The organism is Duganella sp. Leaf126 (genome assembly GCF_001423125.1).
Lineage (GTDB): Bacteria > Pseudomonadota > Gammaproteobacteria > Burkholderiales > Burkholderiaceae_D > Rugamonas.
Genome location: NZ_LMNW01000002.1, coordinates 62439 through 79820, shown reverse-complemented (window position 1 = coordinate 79820; position 17382 = coordinate 62439). Strand labels below are relative to the sequence as shown.

The 17382-nt window shown below is 63.1% G+C and carries 13 protein-coding genes and 1 tRNA gene; 11 read left to right on the top strand and 3 right to left on the bottom strand.

Annotated elements, in window-relative coordinates:
- The first annotated feature begins 11 nt into the window (after positions 1-11).
- Together ASF61_RS03940 and ASF61_RS03935 are read left to right on the top strand one after the other, a co-directional pair.
- Positions 12-992, top strand: coding sequence for a glycosyltransferase family 2 protein (locus ASF61_RS03940; protein ID WP_082491195.1), 981 nt, complete (start codon positions 12-14; stop codon positions 990-992).
- Entirely contained in the window at positions 985-1398 is a 414-nt protein-coding gene (locus ASF61_RS03935; protein ID WP_056151375.1) for a GtrA family protein, read from the top strand. Before ASF61_RS03940 ends, ASF61_RS03935 begins: the two co-directional genes overlap by 8 nt.
- 1 nt (position 1399) lies before the next feature.
- Here the strand turns inward: ASF61_RS03935 and ASF61_RS03930 are convergent, their stop codons facing one another.
- The 3 genes from ASF61_RS03930 to ASF61_RS03920 all read right to left on the bottom strand — a co-directional run bounded on the left by ASF61_RS03930 (position 1400) and on the right by ASF61_RS03920 (position 5264).
- A complete protein-coding gene (locus tag ASF61_RS03930; RefSeq protein ID WP_156369446.1) occupies positions 1400-2860 on the bottom strand; it encodes an Atrophin-1 multi-domain protein in 1461 nt (486 codons plus the stop codon).
- Between the two features lie 177 nt (positions 2861-3037).
- Positions 3038-4999 (bottom strand): acyltransferase family protein, encoded by a 1962-nt coding sequence (locus ASF61_RS03925; RefSeq protein WP_056151372.1) that lies wholly within the window; start codon positions 4997-4999, stop codon positions 3038-3040.
- A 190-nt stretch (positions 5000-5189) separates the two neighbouring features.
- Positions 5190-5264 (bottom strand) — tRNA-Arg (locus tag ASF61_RS03920).
- A gap of 174 nt (positions 5265-5438) precedes the next feature.
- Between ASF61_RS03920 and ASF61_RS03915 the strand changes: the two genes are divergently transcribed.
- From ASF61_RS03915 to xrtB, 9 genes are all read left to right on the top strand, one after another.
- The gene (locus ASF61_RS03915) at positions 5439-6167 is read left to right on the top strand and encodes a WecB/TagA/CpsF family glycosyltransferase (RefSeq protein WP_056151370.1); all 729 of its coding nucleotides are present in this window, start codon (positions 5439-5441) and stop codon (positions 6165-6167) included.
- 145 nt (positions 6168-6312) lie between these two features.
- On the top strand, positions 6313-8220 hold the full coding sequence (locus ASF61_RS03910) for an ATP-binding cassette domain-containing protein (protein ID WP_056151368.1): 1908 nt from the start codon (positions 6313-6315) through the stop codon (positions 8218-8220).
- 400 nt (positions 8221-8620) lie between these two features.
- On the top strand, positions 8621-9811 hold the full coding sequence (gene epsL / locus ASF61_RS03905) for an XrtB/PEP-CTERM-associated polysaccharide biosynthesis outer membrane protein EpsL (protein WP_056151367.1): 1191 nt from the start codon (positions 8621-8623) through the stop codon (positions 9809-9811).
- 5 nt (positions 9812-9816) lie between these two features.
- Complete coding sequence (locus tag ASF61_RS03900) at positions 9817-11196, top strand: undecaprenyl-phosphate glucose phosphotransferase (RefSeq protein WP_056151365.1); 1380 nt, start codon at positions 9817-9819, stop codon at positions 11194-11196.
- 175 nt (positions 11197-11371) lie between these two features.
- Positions 11372-12319 (top strand): EpsD family peptidyl-prolyl cis-trans isomerase, encoded by a 948-nt coding sequence (locus ASF61_RS03895; RefSeq protein WP_056151363.1) that lies wholly within the window; start codon positions 11372-11374, stop codon positions 12317-12319.
- 43 nt (positions 12320-12362) lie between these two features.
- Entirely contained in the window at positions 12363-13166 is an 804-nt protein-coding gene (epsE, locus tag ASF61_RS03890; protein ID WP_056151532.1) for a polysaccharide export protein EpsE, read from the top strand.
- A gap of 32 nt (positions 13167-13198) precedes the next feature.
- Positions 13199-14596 (top strand): chain length determinant protein EpsF, encoded by a 1398-nt coding sequence (gene epsF / locus ASF61_RS03885; protein WP_056151361.1) that lies wholly within the window; start codon positions 13199-13201, stop codon positions 14594-14596.
- Positions 14597-14630: 34 nt separating this feature from the next.
- On the top strand, positions 14631-15539 hold the full coding sequence (gene epsG, locus ASF61_RS03880; RefSeq protein ID WP_200919796.1) for a chain length determinant protein tyrosine kinase EpsG: 909 nt from the start codon (positions 14631-14633) through the stop codon (positions 15537-15539).
- Positions 15540-15551: 12 nt separating this feature from the next.
- Entirely contained in the window at positions 15552-17180 is a 1629-nt protein-coding gene (xrtB, locus tag ASF61_RS03875) for an exosortase B (protein ID WP_056151529.1), read from the top strand.
- Positions 17181-17382: the final 202 nt, after the last annotated feature.

The window sequence follows — 17382 nt, the reverse complement described above, 5'->3', positions numbered from 1 at the left end:
AACACGCTGTGATGACCTCATCGTCGGCAACCACGACGGCTGCGCCCCTGCCGCTGTTGTCGCTGGTGGTGCCGTTTTATAACGAATCGGAAGTGATCGCGCATTTCTTCGCGCAGGTGATACCGGAACTGGAGCGCCTGCCCGGCATCCGCTTCGAAATCGTCTGCGTCAACGATGGCAGCCGCGACGACACGCTGCGTCAGCTGGTCGCCCATGCCGAGCGCGACGCCCGTGTGCGCGTGATCGACCTGACCCGCAATTTCGGCAAGGAAGCGGCGCTCTCGGCCGCGCTGAACGAGTCGCGGGGCGACCTGGTCGTGCCGTTCGACGCCGACTTGCAGGATCCGCCGCGCATGATCGGGGTGCTGGTGGACAAGTGGCGCGAAGGATACGACGTGGTGCTAGCCAAGCGCAGCGACCGCGCCTCCGATTCCAAGCTCAAGCGATGGACGGCCGGGATGTTCTATCGCATGCACAATGCCGTGGCGGAAGTCAAAATTCCGGAAAACGTCGGCGATTTCCGTCTGATGACGCGCGAGGTGGCCGACGCGCTCAAGCAGCTGCCGGAAACCCGGCGCTTCATGAAAGGCCTGTTTGCCTGGGTCGGCTACCGGACCGCCGTGGTCGAGTATGCGCGCGAGCAGCGCGTGGCAGGCGACACCAAGTTTTCGGGCTGGAAATTGTGGAACTTTGCGCTCGAGGGTTTCACCAGCTTCAGCACGCTGCCGATGCGGGTGTGGACCTATGTCGGCACGGTGGTGGCGCTGCTGTCGATGCTGCGCGCCGTGTACCTGGTGATCCGCACCTTGCTGTTCGGTGTCGACGTTCCCGGCTACGCCTCGCTGTCCACCGGCGTGTTCCTGCTCGGCGGCATCCAGCTGATCGGCATCGGCGTCCTCGGCGAGTATATCGGGCGCATCTATTTCGAATCGAAGCGGCGTCCGATCTACCTGATCCGCCGCCGCCACCAGCAGGACGGGCCGCATGCTTGAGCACAGTGAACCGGCCGCGCGCCGGGGCCTGTGGCGTTTCGTGCGCTATGCACTGGTGGGCGCGGTGGGCACGCTGGCCCATTACGCGGTGCTGTTCATCACGGTGTCGCTGCACTGGCTGGCGCCGGTGGCCGCATCGGTCACCGGCGCCGTGGTGGGCGCCATCGTCAATTATTTTCTCAACGCGCGTTACACGTTCAAGCGCGCCTCGAGCGGCCAGTCGATGCTCCGGTTTGCCGCGACTGCCGCATTTGGCGCCGTCCTGAACGGGGTGTTGATGCAGCTGTTGACCACCGTCGCCGGCCTGCATTACCTGCTGGCCCAGCTGGCTGCGACGGCGGTCGTGCTGCTGCTGACGTACACCATCAATCTGCTGTGGACGTTCCGCCAGCGTCCGGCAACCTAGCTCATTCGGCCACCAGGATGCCGCGTGCCGTGGACGCGGTGTTGATGCCGCCCTGGGCCAGCAGTTTGACCGACAGTCCCGTGACGGTCGGCCACGGGAACGACGCGAAGGAACCGTTGGCCAGGTAGCCGCTGTCGTAGGCCAGCGAGTTGCCGGCCCACAGCTGCAGGCGGATCGTCGCGGTACTGGTGGTGACCGCGGTAAAGCGCATCGGCGTTTTGGCGGCCGGCATCGAGCCGGACACACGGCTGATGCCGTTGCTGTAGTTGACCAGCGTGATTTTCCTGTCGGTCTTCGGAATCGCCACGGCCTCGGTCCAGGTGTCGTAGGCGCCGGTCACGACAGTGGATGTGCCTTCGGTCTGCCAGTCGCCGCGCATCGAGAGCAGGCTCTTGCCGTCGCCCCAGCTGCGGATCGCGGCGTTGGCCCTGGCGACGCCATTACCATTGCTCCAGCCCGACACGCTGACCACTTCGCGCAGCGCGGCGCGGATTTTTTCGAGGTCGCCCACCACTGCGGTGTTCCACACGCCGTTTGGCATGATGTTGAAACTGGCGCCATTTTCCACGTAGATGCGGAAGGCCGTATCGTAGTTGCGGTCCACCACGTAGGCGCCGTACTGTTTCAGCGTATTGGCGATCTTGCGCAACTGCGGCGTACTGAGCGCGGTCGCATCGAACGACGCCGGCAGCATCAGCCGCGCGCCCAGCGGTATCACCCCGGTATTCTGGTGGGCTGACGTGTCGGCCGTGGTCGCCGGGTAGATATAGCTCGGATGGCTGATGCCGTTGGCCAGCGTGTGGCCGGGCAGCGACATGGCCAGCGCGTGGCGATACGTGTCGAGGTTGTCGTTGATTTCATGCAGGCGGATTAGGCCGGCCGTGGTCGCTACGCCGGACGAGCGCGCACCCTGGCTCCAGTGCGCCGGATTGCCGAAGCCGCGTCCGTCGAGCTTGGTCCACGAATACATGGTCGCGGTCCACTTGCCGTTCACCTTCTTGAGCTGGTAGAACGAGTGGACCACGCCGCTGACGGTGTCGATGATCTCCGCATGGCCGTCGGCGCCGCTGGCTGCCACCACGTCGGCAGGCCAGCGTGGAATGGTAATCGGGCGGAAGTTGCCCGTGTCGGGGTCGCCCACGCCCTTGGTGCCGGTCTTGCCGATCACCGTCATGGCGGGATCGCCGGCCTTGGCCATGAAGACCTGGGTCGAGTACTCGCCGTCGTCGATGGACGGAATCCAGCCGAGGTTAATCAGCGGTTTCTTGACTTCGTTGGTGCCAAGCACCGGGTTGACGGGCTTGACGTTCCACAGCGAATCCGCAGCGAACGGCCGGTAAAAGGAGCCGTAGCTGGTGGTCGAGTGGTAGACGCTTTGCGCCTGTACTGCAGTTGTTGCAATGGTGCCCAGCATGATGCTGGTGCGGATAATGCGGCCGAGCCAGTTGGCGCGAGTTCTCATGTACAGTCCTTGATAGGTGAGGGCTGTAACTGACCGTGAGAATGTAAATGCTTTTATGAAACTTAGTATAGGGCAATTTAACGCTTTTGTGAAATAAATTTTTCCTGATGGCACAATTGCACCGCTAGATGCCGTATGGAAATTCACCTGCGCGCGGCCGTTCCGGCGCCCCCTGCGTCACTGCGCGGCAGTGGCCACATAGGGCCGGAACTGGTCGCCATGCATGGCCATCCAGGCCGGATTGAAATGGTCCTTGTCGACGAATACGGGCAGCTGGTGATGCGCGTCGTACACCTGACACATATCTCCCTGGCAAAAATCCTTGCGTAGCGACACCAGCGCGAAATGCGGATACCTGCGCAGTTGCGCAAACAGGCGGTCGAACGGCGCTGTCGACGCTGCGGACCCGGGCGCCGGGACTTGCGTGACCAGCCTGCCGTGCCAGTACCACTGGCGGGCAATGGTCTTGGGCACATTGAACGGAAACTGCGGCGTGGCGTCCGCCACCACGACCCGGATATGCCTGGCCAGCAGTTGCTGCAAGGCGTCCCGGGTCCGGGTGACGGCAAGTTGTGCGTCGCCCGCCTGGCGCGGCGTCAGGCAACGCCCGCCCTCGACGGTGCAGATGGCGTCGGCTGCCGGCGAAAAACCGGTCCAGTTCTGCGACACGATCACGGTGCGGTAAGCGCCCGAGCCGGCCAGCCTGAATGCAGCTGCCGTGTAGTCGCGGCAACCACGGTCTTCGATTTTCAGTTCGAAACCGGGAATTACCGGGCAACCGGAGCGGATATAAAACGTCGTGTCGCTCTTGCTGTGGGCGGCAAACCAGGCATACAGGTGGCCGGCGTGCGAGTCGCCCAGCACCAGCACCTTGTCGCCCGGCTGCCCCTGGTTGAGGCGGCAGACATGGCGGTTGTCGCCAGGGCTGTTTTCGCAGGCAGCCGGATAGGTGGCAGCGCGGCTCGCTGCCGCGGTGGCCAGGTACACGGCAGGATCGGCAACCCGTTGCGGGAGGCCGCCGGTGGCCGTGTCCAGCAAGGAGGCGCCGAGCAGCACGCCGCCTGCCGCGCACAGCGCCGCCGTCGCTGGCGCCGCGCGCGCCGCCCGCAGCCGCCGCATCGGCTCGATGTAGCGGAACGACAGGTAGCCGAGCACGATCGAGAGGGGAATGCCGGTCAGCTTGGCGAGCTGCGGTGTGTCGTCGAGCACACCGGTAATCGTGTAGGCGACCACGATCGGCCAATGCCACAGATAGATCGAGTACGACCAGGCGCCGAGCCGTTCCATGACAGGATTGTTCAGCAGCACATTGTTGTCATGGCGCGCCGCCAGCAGCAGGCAGGCGCCGGCCACCGGCATGACCGCGTAACACGACGGCCAGCCCTGTTCCAGTTGCAGCAGGTGCGTGACCGCTGCCGCCGCGACGATCAGCGCCAGGCCGCCGTAGCTGAGCACCCGCCCTTGCAAGGGCCGCAGCCACGCCAGATCGCGCCCGAGATACACCAGACCGCCGGCGATCATCTGCCACGAGCGCGTGGCCACCGAAAAGAAGGCGCTCTGGTGATCGATGACGATGCACAGGGCCAGCGAGCCGAGCGCCATGGCAAGCAGGAACAGCGTAAAGACGCGATGGCGGGCGTTGCCACCGGCCAGGCGATCGAGCCGCAGCCCGACCCAGACGATCAGCGGGTACAACATGTAGAACTGCCACTCGACCGACAGCGACCAGGTGTGCAGCAGCCAGCGGTCGTCGATGCCGGCGCTGAAATAACCCTGCTGGCCGGCATAGTAGTCGTTCGAGACGAACAGCAGCGCGCGCAGGCATTGCGCCGCCAGGTTGGCCAGGTCGGCCGGCGGCAGCAGCAGCGCGCCGGCTGCCAGCAGCGCCAGCACCACCGCGTACAGCGCCGGGAAAATCCGCAGCGCGCGCTTGAGCAGGAAATGGCCGTAGTGAAAGCGCCCAGCCACCATGCCATCGACGATGATGCGGGTCATCAGGTAGCCGGAAATGACGAAGAACACATCGACCCCGACAAAGCCGCCGCCAAGGGTACGCAGTTTGAAATGATAGAGCACCACCATGAGCACGCTCACAGCGCGCAGGCCGTTGATGTCGGTCTGGAGTTTTTGCTGAGACATGAGACTTGGTTAAATGGTTCTTTAATACCAACAGTGTTGCTTATTGGTTATGTCGAACTATACCGCAACGGCAGGTCGAAGACGAGTGCTTGGCGTGCGGAAAGGGAGCAGCGTTGGCGCCGGGCCGGCGCAGGCAGCGGCCGGCGAAGGGGAAAGAGAAAAAGCAGAAAGAAAGCAGAAGGCAGGGCGGTGGTCCCCCCGACTGGAATCGAACCAGTATCCCACGCTTAGGAGGCATGTGCACTATCCATTGTGCTACGGGGAGGACGCTACGCGCAGGCATTATAGCCGACGCCCGGCGACTCGCCCAAGCGAATTGGCCGGGGATGTCGTTGACTTAGTGTTATCATCGCCCGATTCCGAGCAACTTTCCATCTTTCATCCGCACCATGAATACATCCGCGCAGCGTCTCCTGTTCCGAAATGGCGGGCTGGCAGCATGACCGAGCCTGTTGAAATCCTGTCCATCAGCCAGTTTCCTGTGGTCAGCACCACCGGCGACCTGCTGGCGGCGCGCCTGCTGCAGGTGATCGCGCAGCGCGGCCAGACCTTGCTGATTTTTGCCAACACCAACCTGGTGGTCAAGTGCCGCTTCCTGCTCGACCATGTCCGCGATCCGGGCGTGTTGCTGGTCAACGATGGCATCGGTCTCGACATCGCTGCCAAGCTGCTGCACGGCAAGCGCTTTGCCGACAACCTGAACGGCACCGACTTCACGCCGCTGCTGTTCGCGCGCAGTCCGCGACCGCTGAAGGTGTTCATGGTGGGTGGCCGGCCCGAGATCCTGGCGCGCGCCGTGGCCCATGTGCAAGGCAAGCTCGGTCAGCAGGTGGTGGGCAGTTGCGACGGCTACGACGGCCTGCGCACGGCCGACGATATCGATGCGCGCATCAATGCCAGCGGCGCCGAGGTGGTGCTGGTGGCGATGGGCAATCCGATTCAGGAGCGCTGGATGCTCGATCACCGGGCAGCGCTGAGCGCCAACCTGTTGATGGGGGTGGGGGCGCTGTTCGACTTCTGGGCCGGCGACAAGCCGCGTGCGCCCAAGCTGGTGCAGCGCCTGCGGCTCGAATGGTTGTTCCGCCTGAGCCTGGAGCCGCGCCGCCTGCTGCGCCGCTACACGTCCGACATCCTGGTGTTCCTGTATATGTGTTTCAAATACCGCTAAGGCGGTCTGAACTGACGATAATTCGCTGCCGGCCCCCTCCTGTCGGTACAATACGCGCTTCTATCTTCTCCCGGCGCCGCGCCCCGCGCGACGCCGGTGTTTTGCCGAGCCGGCATCTACACGCTTCTACACCGCATACATCACTATGGCAGTCATTTCCCTCTCCTCGGCACAACTGGCCTTCGGCCACGTCGCGCTGCTCGACCACGCAGAATTTTCCCTCGAAGCCGGCGAACGCGTCGGCCTGATCGGCCGCAACGGCACCGGCAAATCGTCCCTGCTCAAGATTATCTCGGGCCGCTTCAAGCTCGACGACGGTTTGCTGGTGATGCAACAAAACCTGCAGATCGCCTACGTCGAGCAGGAGCCGGTCTTCGATCCGGAGATGACCGTGCACGACGCCGTGGCGTCGGGCATGGGCGAGCTGCCGGGTCTGCTCAAGGAATACGATGCGCTGACCGGCCAGTTCGGCCAGGGCAATGACGACGCCGTCATGGAGCGGATGCACGAGATCCAGGTCAAGCTCGACGCGGCCGATGCCTGGAGCCTGTCGAACAAGGTGGAAACCGTGCTCGACCGACTGAACCTGACCGGCGACATGCTGATGAAGACACTGTCGGGCGGGATGCAGAAGCGCGTGGCGCTGGCGCGCGCGCTGGTGTCGGCGCCTGATGTGCTGCTGCTCGACGAGCCGACCAACCACCTGGACTTCACTTCCATCATGTGGCTCGAAGGCTTGCTGCGCGACTTCCGCGGCAGCGTGCTGTTCATTACCCACGACCGCTCCTTCCTCGACAACGTCGCCACCCGCATCATCGAACTCGACCGTGGCCGCCTGCTGTCCTACCCGGGCAATTTCACCACGTACCAGGCCCGCAAGGCCGAGCAGCTGGAAAACGAGGAAGTGGAAAATGCGAAGTTCGACAAATTCCTGGCGCAGGAAGAAGTCTGGATCCGCAAGGGCGTCAAGGCGCGCCGGGTGCGCGACGAAGGCCGTGTGCGCCGGCTGGAAGCGTTGCGCCTGCAACGCAGCGCCCGCCGCGAGCAGCAGGGCCAGGTCAAGCTCGAAGTCGGCGCCGGCGAACGCTCGGGCAAGATCGTGGCTGAGCTGGAAAATGTCAGCAAGCGCTTCGGCGACCGCGTCATCGTCGACAACTTCACCGGCACCATCCTGCGCGGCGACAAGGTGGGCCTGATCGGCGCCAATGGCGCCGGCAAGACCACCATGCTCAAGATGATCCTGGGCGAACTGGCGCCGGACACCGGCCACGCCAAGCTGGGCACCAAGCTGCAGGTCGCGTACTTCGACCAGATGCGCACCCAGCTCAACGAGGACGCCAGCCTGATCGACACCATCTCGCCCGGCAGCGACTGGGTGGAAGTAAACGGTCAGCGCAAGCATTCGATGAGCTACCTGAACGATTTCCTGTTCTCGCCCGAGCGCGCGCGCTCGCCGGTCAAGACCCTGTCCGGCGGCGAGCGCAACCGCCTGCTGCTGGCGCGCCTGTTCGCCAAGCCGGCCAACTGCCTGGTGCTCGACGAACCGACCAACGATCTGGACATCGATACCCTGGAATTGCTGGAGGAATTGCTGGAAGAATATACCGGCACCGTGTTTCTGGTCAGTCACGACCGCACCTTCCTCGACAACGTGGTCACCCAGGTCATCGTGGCCGAGGGCGAGGGCCAGTGGCGCGAATTCGTCGGCGGCTACACGGACTGGGAGCGCGTGCGCGATACCGCCGCCAGCAAGCCGGCCGCGCGCCCGGCGCCGGTCAAGGCCGAAGCGCCTGCAGCGCCTGCTGTTGCGCCGTCGGCAAAAGCCAAAAAGCTCAGTTTCAAGGAGCAGCGCGAACTGGACGAATTGCCCAAGCTGATTGCCGCACTGGAAGACGAGCAGACAGCGCTGAACCTGCAGCTCAGCGACGCCGACTTCTACAAGAAGAACGCGAGCGAAGCCAAGCGCGTCAACGCGCGCGTGGCCGAGATCGAGGACGAGCTGCTGGCGGCGCTGGAAAAATGGGAGCAGATCGAGGCGCGCCAGCGCGGCTGACCGGCGAGGCGGCACGGTCCGCTTCACGGCAAAAATGGTGCAGTGCGATATAGACACCCAACATTGCATGCCATATAATTTTATTGGGCTATTTGCATGATTTTTGACGTCTGGCGCAGGCGTCAAAAAAAGCCTGTTTTCAAAGCGTTGTGCGCTTTTGAACAAATCGTAATCGGCGTGGCCGTTTTGCCATGATTGATGCTACGATTTGAGTAGCATCGTATCGTGCGCGACGATTTGGTTGACTGGTGGCATCATGTCGCCAACGCGTTGCGCGTCATTTCCCCGAAATAAGAGCAAAAAAAATGTTCAGTAATGTCCAAACACCTCAGACGTGCATCGGTTTACCGCATATGGTGGCAGCGTGGTGGTAAGGCGCGCGCCCGGCGCCGGGAAACTCATGGTGCTGCCCCTCCTGATCGGCAGCCTTTTTACCACGCATGCAGCAGCACAGTCGCAGCAGGACCAGCGAGTCGATACCTTCCAGCCGTTTGTCTCCACCCAGGTGGCGTACGACAGCAATTTGCTGCGCAGCGACAATACCGTTGACAGCAATGCCGCCCAGTCCGATACGTCGAAGAGCCTGATCGCCGGGCTGGCGTTCGACCACACCTACAGCCGCCAGCACCTGACCGCCACGGTCAAGGCCACCAAGGTCAGCTTCAACCGTTTCAATCAGCTCGACTATACCGGCAAGGATGGCAGGGTCGACCTGAACTGGAATATCGCCAAAACCCTCAGCGGCAACGTCGGCATCAAGTACAACGAATCGCTGGCCTCGTTCGCCGACTTTTCGGCCAGTGCGCGCAACCTGCGCGTGCAGCGCAAGGAATATGTCAACGGTTTCTGGCGCTTCCATCCGTCGTGGCGTCTGCGTGCCGGCTACACCGAGGAAAAATTCGAGTTCGACCTGCCCTCGCAGGCGTACAACAACCGCACCGAGAAAACCACGGAAGGCGGTTTCGATTACCTGGCCCCCAGCGGCAGCACCTTCGGCTTCCTGGTGCGCAATATCAAGGGTGTGTATCCGACCCAGGTATTCGGCAATGGCGTCACGCTCGACAACGGTTTCAAGCAGGATGAAGCCAAGATCAACGTCAACTGGAATATCAGCGGCGTCAGCCAGCTGATCTTCCTGGGCGGCTACGCCCGGCGCGAATCCAATACGTCCAGCTTGCGCAACGATTCCGGCAGCAACGGTCGCCTGATCGTCAACTGGAACCCCTTGTCGCAGGTGCAGTTCACCGGCATGTTGTGGCGCGAGTTCGGTGCTGCCGAGGGCGTGGTCGTCAACAGTGCGCTGGCCACCGGCAAAGGCATCGATGCCAAGTACTCGATCAGCTCCAAGATCGAGGCGGTCGCCAGCTATCGCACCGAGCGGCGCGCGTTCAAGCCCTTGCAGGGCATCCAGAACCTGACCGGCCTCGACGACGTCACCGATACCGCCAGCGTCGGCCTGACCTACCAGCCGACCCGCATCCTGTTGTTGGGGCTGAATGCTTTCGGCACCAAGCGCGATGGAAGCACGGCGGCGCAAACCCGCAGCTTCCGTGCCAAAGGCATCGCCTTTAACGCCACCGTTTCCTTCTAAGCCTCATGACAGTCTCCGAAACCCCTCTCGTCTCTTTTTTCGAGCGTGTTGTCGATCCGCTTGTCATCATGGGCATGTTGTACCTGTGCACCCTGCTGCTGGGCACAGGCTTTAACGGTTATTCGCTGATCCTGATGGTGATGGCGTTCTTCGTGTCGTCGTCGCTGTACAAGTATGTCGATCCCTACCGCACCTGGCGTACCGGCCAGATGCACAAGGTGGCCCGCGATATCGTGCTGGGCTGGGGGCTGTCGGTGCTGGTGCTGGCGCTGATCGGCGTCAGCAGCGGCATGCTCGTGCATTACGACAGCGACGTGCTGCTGGCCTGGTGCATCGCCACGCCGCTGTTGCTGGTGTTCGGCCACCTCTGCGTGCTCAAGCTGGGCGCGGCCCCGCTCGAAGGGCAGAAGACCTCGGTCGTGATCATCGGCGCCAACGATGTCAGCGTGCGCTTTGCCGCCACCATCAATCGTCACGAGAGCCAGGTGATGGCCGTGCACGGTTACTTCGACGACCGCGCCGACGAGCGCCGGCCGGCCAATATGGCGCACCCGATCCTCGGCCGCATGAGCGATATTCCTGCCTATGTGCGCAAGCACAACATCAAGATGATCGTCATCAGCCAGCCGATCTCGGCCCAGCCGCGCATCATGACCCTGCTCGAAGAGCTGGAGGATACGACCGCGTCCGTCTACTTCCTGCCCGATATCTATATCTTCGACCTGATGCAGGCCCGCTTCGCCAGCCTGGGCGGCATGCCGGTGATCGGCATCCGCGAATCGCCGTTCACCGGCATCAACAGCATGATCAAGCGCATCAGCGACTTCGTGCTGGCCCTGATCATCCAGATCCTGCTCACGCCGATCATGTTGACGATCGCCCTGGCAGTCAAGCTGACCTCGCCTGGTCCGGTGATCTTCCGCCAGCGCCGCTACGGCCTGTACGGCGAAGAGATCCTGGTCTACAAGTTCCGTTCGATGACGGTGGCCGAGGATGGCGCCAAGGTGGTGCAGGCGAAGAAGGGCGACCAGCGGTTGACCAAGATCGGCGGCTTCCTGCGCCGCACCTCGCTTGACGAGCTGCCGCAGTTCATCAACGTGCTGCAAGGGCGCATGAGCATCGTCGGTCCGCGTCCGCACGCGGTGGCGCACAACGAGGAATACCGCAAGCTGATCAAGGGTTATATGTTGCGCCACAAGGCCAAGCCCGGCATTACCGGCTGGGCCCAGGTGAACGGCTTGCGCGGCGAGACCGAGACGCTGGAAAAAATGGAAGCGCGTATCCAGTTCGACCTCGATTACCTGCGCAACTGGTCGCTGTGGCTCGACATGTGGATCATCGTGCGCACCGTACTGGTGGTGCTCAAGCGCGACAACGCCCATTGACGGCAGACCGCGCAGGGCGGCGTAATATTTTTACAAATTAATAAATGGTGCGCTGCGGGACTTGTGTAATAATCGCGCTATCCATTGCTTTAAATGCATATAATTTATAATATTGACAATCCCGGGCGGGGGCCGCACACTGCGCCCGGGACGGGCGATTACTGAGGAAACTATCTTGAAGCACACTTTATTTGGCAGTACCCGCGCAACGCGCGCAGTTGGAACGGCAGCGCTGGCGGTGGCGCTGGCAGCCTCGCTGGCCGCCTGCGGCAAGGGCGAACAAAAGTCGGGCCAGGCCCTGGTCAAGGTGGGCAAGGAAGAAATCACCGCCTTGCAGGTCAACGAGGAATTGCAGCGTGCTAACGTGCCGCCGGCCCAGCAGGCGCAGGCACGCAAGCAGATCATCGAATCGCTGATCGACCGCCAGGTGGTACTGAACCAGGCCATGGAAGACAAGCTGGACCGCGATCCGAAAGTGGTGCAGGCCATCGAGCGCGCCAAGGCCCTGATCATCGCCCAGGCCTATATGCAAAAGCATGCCGGTTCGCCGTCGAAGCCGAGCAAGACCGAGATCCAGGACTATTTCAACAAGAATCCTTTGCTGTTCTCGCAGCGTAAAACCATGGAGCTGCGCCAGCTGAACCTGGCCACCAGCGACCTGTCGGACGAACTGAAAAAAGAAATCGACAACGCCAAGTCGATCGACGAGGTGGCCAGCTATCTCGACCGTAACGGCATCAAGTATGCACGCCAGCAAATTTCGCGCAGCACGGCCGACCTGGCGCCGGCGCTCAGCGAAAAACTGGTGGCCTTGCCGAAGGGCCAGCTGTTCATCGTGCGTGAAGGCGATCGCAGCACGCTGATGACGATTACCGACATCAAGGACACGCCGGTCGACCTCGCCTCTTCGGAAGCGCAGATTGCCCAGTTCCTGATGAATACCCGTACCAAGGATGGCGCCACTGCCGAGATCGCACGTCTGCGCGGCGCCACCAAGATCGAGTACCTGAACAAGGCGGACGCGCCCGGCGCCACGCCTCCTGCAGCCGCTCCCGCAGCGGCCGCCCCGGCAGCCACCAGCGATGCCGATGCCCATGCGCGCGGCGTAGCCGGTCTGAAATAAGCGCGGCGTTTCCCTTATCACCTTCTTTACGATAGAGCACATGATGAAAAAAATCGCACTTTGGATCTTGGCGCCGCTGCTGGCGCTGGTACTGGGGACGGCTTCCGCCGCCAATGGCGCTGCCGGCGCCGAACTGCCGCTGGGCCCCGGCGACGTGGTCAAGATTTCGGTCTATAACAATCCCGACCTGGCCGTGGAAACGCGCGTCAGTGCTTCCGGCTTCATCACCTTCCCGCTGGTGGGCCAGGTGTCGGTCAGCGGCCTGTCCACCGCTGCCGCAGAAAAGAAAATCGCTGCAGCGCTGGTCTCCGGCGGCTACGTGAAAAATCCTCAGGTCAACATGATCGTCACCGTGCTGCAAAGCCAGCAGGTGTCGGTACTGGGCCAGGTTAACCGTCCGGGCCGCTACCCGATCGACGGCAGCCGTAACCTGCTCGACCTGCTGGCGCTGGCCGGCGGCGTCAACGTGGACGGCGGCGACGTGGTCACCGTGCTGCGCATGCGTGATGGCAAGGCCAGCACCGAGATGATCGACGTGGCCGACCTGATCCGCGGCAGCGTGCCTGCCACCATCGAACTGAACGGCAACGACGTGCTGTACGTCGACCGCGCACCGCGCTTCTACATCTACGGCGAAGTGCAGCGTCCAGGCATGATGCGCATCGAACGCTCGATGACGGTACTGCAGGCGCTCGCTGCCGGTGGCGGCCTGACCCCGCGCGGCACCGAGCGCGGCCTGCGCATCAAGCGCCGCGACACCCAGGGCAAGATCCAGGAAATCGAAGCCAAGTATGACGATCCTGTGCTGCCGAACGACGTGCTGTACGTGCGCGAAAGCCTGTTCTAACGTCACGCCTGCGATCCTTTAGAGAGCTCAACATGAATTTCACCCAACTGTTCCTGGCGCTGCGTGCGCGCTATAAAATCATCATCGCCGTGCTGCTCGTGACGGTGATCGCCGCGCTGGGCATCAGCCTCGTGATGTCCAAGGTGTACCGCGCCAGCACCTCGCTGGTGCTCAACACCAAGGGCGTCGATCCGATCACCGGCATGACCTTGCCGGTGCAGATGATGAGCGGCTACGTTGCCACCCAGGCCGACATCATCCGCAGCAAAAGCGTCGCGCTGAAAGCCGTGGAAAGCCTGAAACTGGCGGAAAACCCGGCCGTGCAACAGCAGTTCCGCGATTCCAACAACGAAGGCGACATCAAGGACTGGCTGGCCAACCTGCTGTTGGCCAAGATCGAAATCGAGCCATCGCGCGACAGCAGCGTGCTGACGATTAACTTCAAGGGCGAAGATCCGACCTTCGTGGCTGCCGTGGCCAATGCGTTTGCCCAGGGTTACCTGGACTTCTCGGTACAGCTGAAAACCGATCCGGCGATGCAGGCTTCGGGCTTCATCAACACCCAGATCAAGCTGCTGCGCGAGCAGTACGAACTGGCGCAGAGCCGCCTGTCGAAGTACCAGAAGGAAAACAACATTTACAGCGCCGATAACCGCGTCGATGTCGAAACCGCGCGCCTGAACGAACTGTCGAGCCAACTGGTGCAAGTGCAGGGCCTGTTGATGGAAGCGCAATCGCGTTCGCGCCAGGCTACCGGCAATGCCGGCGAATCGCCTGACGTGCTGAACAACAGCCTGATCCAGAACTTGAAGTCGCAGCTGGCCACGGCCGAAGCGCGTCTGGCCGACACGTCGCAGCGTCTGGCGCCGAACCACCCGCAATACATTGCCGCCAAGTCCGAAGTCGACAAGCTGCGCAGCAACCTGCAGGAGCAGATCCGCACGGCGTCGAGCGGTGTGGCCAGCAACAGCAACATCTACAAGCAGCGCGAATCCGAACTGCGCGCCGCACTGGCCGCGCAAAAAGCGCGCGTGCTGGAGCTGAACGGCGCCCGCGACGAGTTCGCCGTGCTCACCAACGAAGCGGACAATGCCCGTCGCTCGTACGAGAACGCCATGCAGCGCTACAACCAGACCAACCTGGAAGGCCAGGCCCGCCAGTCCGATATCGCCATCCTGTCGCTGGCCGTGCCGCCAACCAAGCCTAGCTCGCCACGTCTGCTGCTCAACCTGGCGTTGGCGGTCGTCGTCGGCCTGATCCTGGGCGGTGGTGCCGTGCTGGTCATGGAACTGCTGGACCAGCGCGTCCGTTCGGCCAGCCACATGGCCGATGTGTTCGGTTTGCCGGTGCTGGGCGCGATCGCCAAGCCCCGCGTGAGCAAGCGCAGCGGCAAGAGCAATCCGCCGGCCGCCTTGCTGCCGCAGCAATGACACTGACGATTACCGCTTATTACGGAGCAACACCATGAACCAGAATCCTCCCGTCCAGCCGTACATCGTCTCGGACATGCGCGACAAGGCGTCGTCATCGTCGTCGGTGCCCGATCGTTCGATTGGCGCCATCCTCATCAAGGTGGGCCGCCTGTCGGTGGCCGACGCCGAGCGCGTGATGCGCCACCAGGTCGAGCGCAACGTGCGTTTCGGCGATGCCGCGCTGGCGCTGGGCGTGCTGACCGAAGCCGACATCGAATTCGCGCTGTCGCGCCAGTACGACTATCCCTACCTGCTGCGTGGCGAGAGCGCCATCAGCGAATCCGTGGTGGCCGCTTACGAACCATTCACGGCCCGCGTGGAGTCGCTGCGCGCCTTGCGTAACCAGCTGATGTGGCGCTGGTTCGAGACCGGCGAAGAGCGCCGCGCGCTGGCCATCACCGGCGCCGAGCGCGGCGACGGCCGCAGCTTCCTGGCGGCCAACCTGGCCGTGGTGTTTTCGCAGCAGGGCCAACGCACGCTGCTGATCGATGCCGACATGCGCCATCCGACCCAGCACGATATCTTTAGCCTGGAAAACCGCGTCGGCCTGTCGTCGGTGCTGTCCGGCCGTAACGGCCTGGAAGCCGTGCAGCGCGTGCCGAGCCTGCTCGACCTGTCGGTGCTGACCGCCGGTGCACCGCCGCCGAACCCGTCCGAGCTGCTCGGCCGCCCGATGCTGGGCCAGGTGCTGCGCGAACTGGCGCCGCGCTACGATGTGATCCTGATCGACACCCCGGCCGGCGACGAATGCTCGGACGCCCAGATGGTGGCCGGCCGCGCCGGCGCTGCCGTCGTGGTGGCGCGCCAGGACGTCACGCACGTGGACAAGGTGCACGACCTGATCGGTTCGCTCAACGAGGCGCGCGTCCACGTGGTCGGTTCGGTCCTCAATCACTTCTGATCCCAGATGGCCATGGCGCATTCGCTCAATCCTCCCGTGGCTGGATCGCGTCTCGCGCTCACGCCATGGATCATCGTGCTGGCCGGTCTGGCCGCGCTCTATATTCCGACCCTGATCGACCTGTTCAGGGGGGAGTGGAGTTCGGACCGCAACGCCCACGGGCCGATCGTCATGACCGTGGCCTTCGGCTTTCTGTATTTCCGCACCCGCCAGCTGATTTCGCAGCAGTTGTTCGAACGCTCGCCATTGCCGGCACTCGGTTTTCCAGTCGTGGCTGCCGGCCTGGTCTGCTACGTGCTGGGCCGCTCGCAGGGCGTGCACGTGCTCGAAGTCGGCTCGCTGGTGCTGGTGCTGGCCGGGCTGATGATCGCATTCTTCGGTGTGCGCACCTGGTCGCGCATGTGGTTTGCCTTCTTCTTCATGCTGTTCATGATTCCGTTGCCAGCCTCGATCGTCGACGTGGTCACGCTGCCGATGAAGATCGCGGTCTCCACCGCCACCGAACACTTGCTGTACTGGATGGGTTATCCGATCGCCCGCAGCGGCGTGATCCTCACCATCGGCCAGTACCAGCTGCTGGTGGCCGATGCCTGCGCCGGCCTCAATTCGCTGTTCACGCTCGAAGCGCTGGGCCTGCTCTACATGAACCTGGTGCGCCATCCTTCGCTGGTGCGCAACGTGCTGCTGGCGATGCTGATCATCCCGATCTCGTTTACCGCCAACACCATCCGCATCATCTTCCTGTCGCTGATCACGTATCACTACGGCGATGCGGCCGGCCAGGGTTTCCTGCACAGCTTTTCGGGCCTGGTGCTGTTCCTGTCGGCGCTGCTGCTGATTATCGGTGTCGATAGCGCACTGAGCTGGATGGTGCGCCGTGGCGGCGCCAGCGACGAAGGCGCTGGCCTGCAACTGCCGGCCCTGCAGCCGGGCGCCTGGCACCAGCTGGGCCGGGTGACGCCGCGCGTCGCAGTCGGTCTGCTGGTCGGCATGCTGGTGTCGGTGGGCGCCGCCTGGGCGCTGACTCCGACCCTGACACCGAATCCGCATACCATCGACCTGGCCGGCAGCGTGCCGACCCGCTTCGGCGACTGGCGCGAACTGCCGGGCGCGGTCACCCAGGCCGAACTGTCCACCGCCGAAGACGGCGGGCGCAATCTCGAGCAGCCGTATGACGACGTGCTGATGCGCACCTATGTCAACAGCCAGGGCCAGCAGGTGATGCTGGCGCTCGCCTATGCCAAGGAGCAGCGCCAGGATGTCAAACTGCACCTGCCCGAGATCTGCTATCCGGCCCAGGGCTACAAGGTCATCTCGCTGACGCCGGCACCGTTGTCGATGACGGCTTCGGCGCCGCCGCTGCCTGGCAAGCACATGCTGGCCACCGGCCAGGGCCGGCTGGAAGCGGTGACTTACTGGACCCGCATCAGCGACGCTTATCCGCAAGGCGGCCTGGCCATGCGCATGCAGATCTTCCGCGACGGTCTGCGCGGCAAGGTGGCGGACGGCATCCTGGTGCGCGCCTCGATGCTGGTACGCGACGACAGCGAAGCTGCGGCCGCCTACGCGGTGCAGGACGACTTCCTGCGCCAGCTGGTGGCGGCCAGCGACCCGCGCGGTCATGCACTGGTGGCACGTTGAGCTGACAACGAAGGATTCTGGATGAGAGCGGCCCCCAAGGGGGCCGCTTTTTTGTCCATGCTATTGTGCATCCTGACGGCCATGTGGCAAACACCGAGGCCGCTGATGCAGACGAGCGATAAAACAGGAGGGTAAGTGAAGGAAATACGCAGACAGAATTCCGTATATGCCTTGGTGGAAGACGATCAAGGTCGATACTTCT

Bases quoted from the DNA above. Each gene is read 5' to 3' on its own strand.
- ASF61_RS03940 (WP_082491195.1), top strand. From the start codon at position 12: ATGACCTCATCGTCGGCAACCACGACGGCTGCGCCCCTGCCGCTGTTG.
- ASF61_RS03935 (WP_056151375.1), top strand. From the start codon at position 985: ATGCTTGAGCACAGTGAACCGGCCGCGCGCCGGGGCCTGTGGCGTTTC.
- ASF61_RS03930 (WP_156369446.1), bottom strand. From the start codon at position 2,860: ATGAGAACTCGCGCCAACTGGCTCGGCCGCATTATCCGCACCAGCATC.
- ASF61_RS03925 (WP_056151372.1), bottom strand. From the start codon at position 4,999: ATGTCTCAGCAAAAACTCCAGACCGACATCAACGGCCTGCGCGCTGTG.
- ASF61_RS03915 (WP_056151370.1), top strand. From the start codon at position 5,439: ATGACCGAGCCTGTTGAAATCCTGTCCATCAGCCAGTTTCCTGTGGTC.
- ASF61_RS03910 (WP_056151368.1), top strand. From the start codon at position 6,313: ATGGCAGTCATTTCCCTCTCCTCGGCACAACTGGCCTTCGGCCACGTC.
- epsL (WP_056151367.1), top strand. From the start codon at position 8,621: ATGGTGCTGCCCCTCCTGATCGGCAGCCTTTTTACCACGCATGCAGCA.
- ASF61_RS03900 (WP_056151365.1), top strand. From the start codon at position 9,817: ATGACAGTCTCCGAAACCCCTCTCGTCTCTTTTTTCGAGCGTGTTGTC.
- epsE (WP_056151532.1), top strand. From the start codon at position 12,363: ATGAAAAAAATCGCACTTTGGATCTTGGCGCCGCTGCTGGCGCTGGTA.
- epsF (WP_056151361.1), top strand. From the start codon at position 13,199: ATGAATTTCACCCAACTGTTCCTGGCGCTGCGTGCGCGCTATAAAATC.
- epsG (WP_200919796.1), top strand. From the start codon at position 14,631: ATGAACCAGAATCCTCCCGTCCAGCCGTACATCGTCTCGGACATGCGC.
- xrtB (WP_056151529.1), top strand. From the start codon at position 15,552: ATGGCGCATTCGCTCAATCCTCCCGTGGCTGGATCGCGTCTCGCGCTC.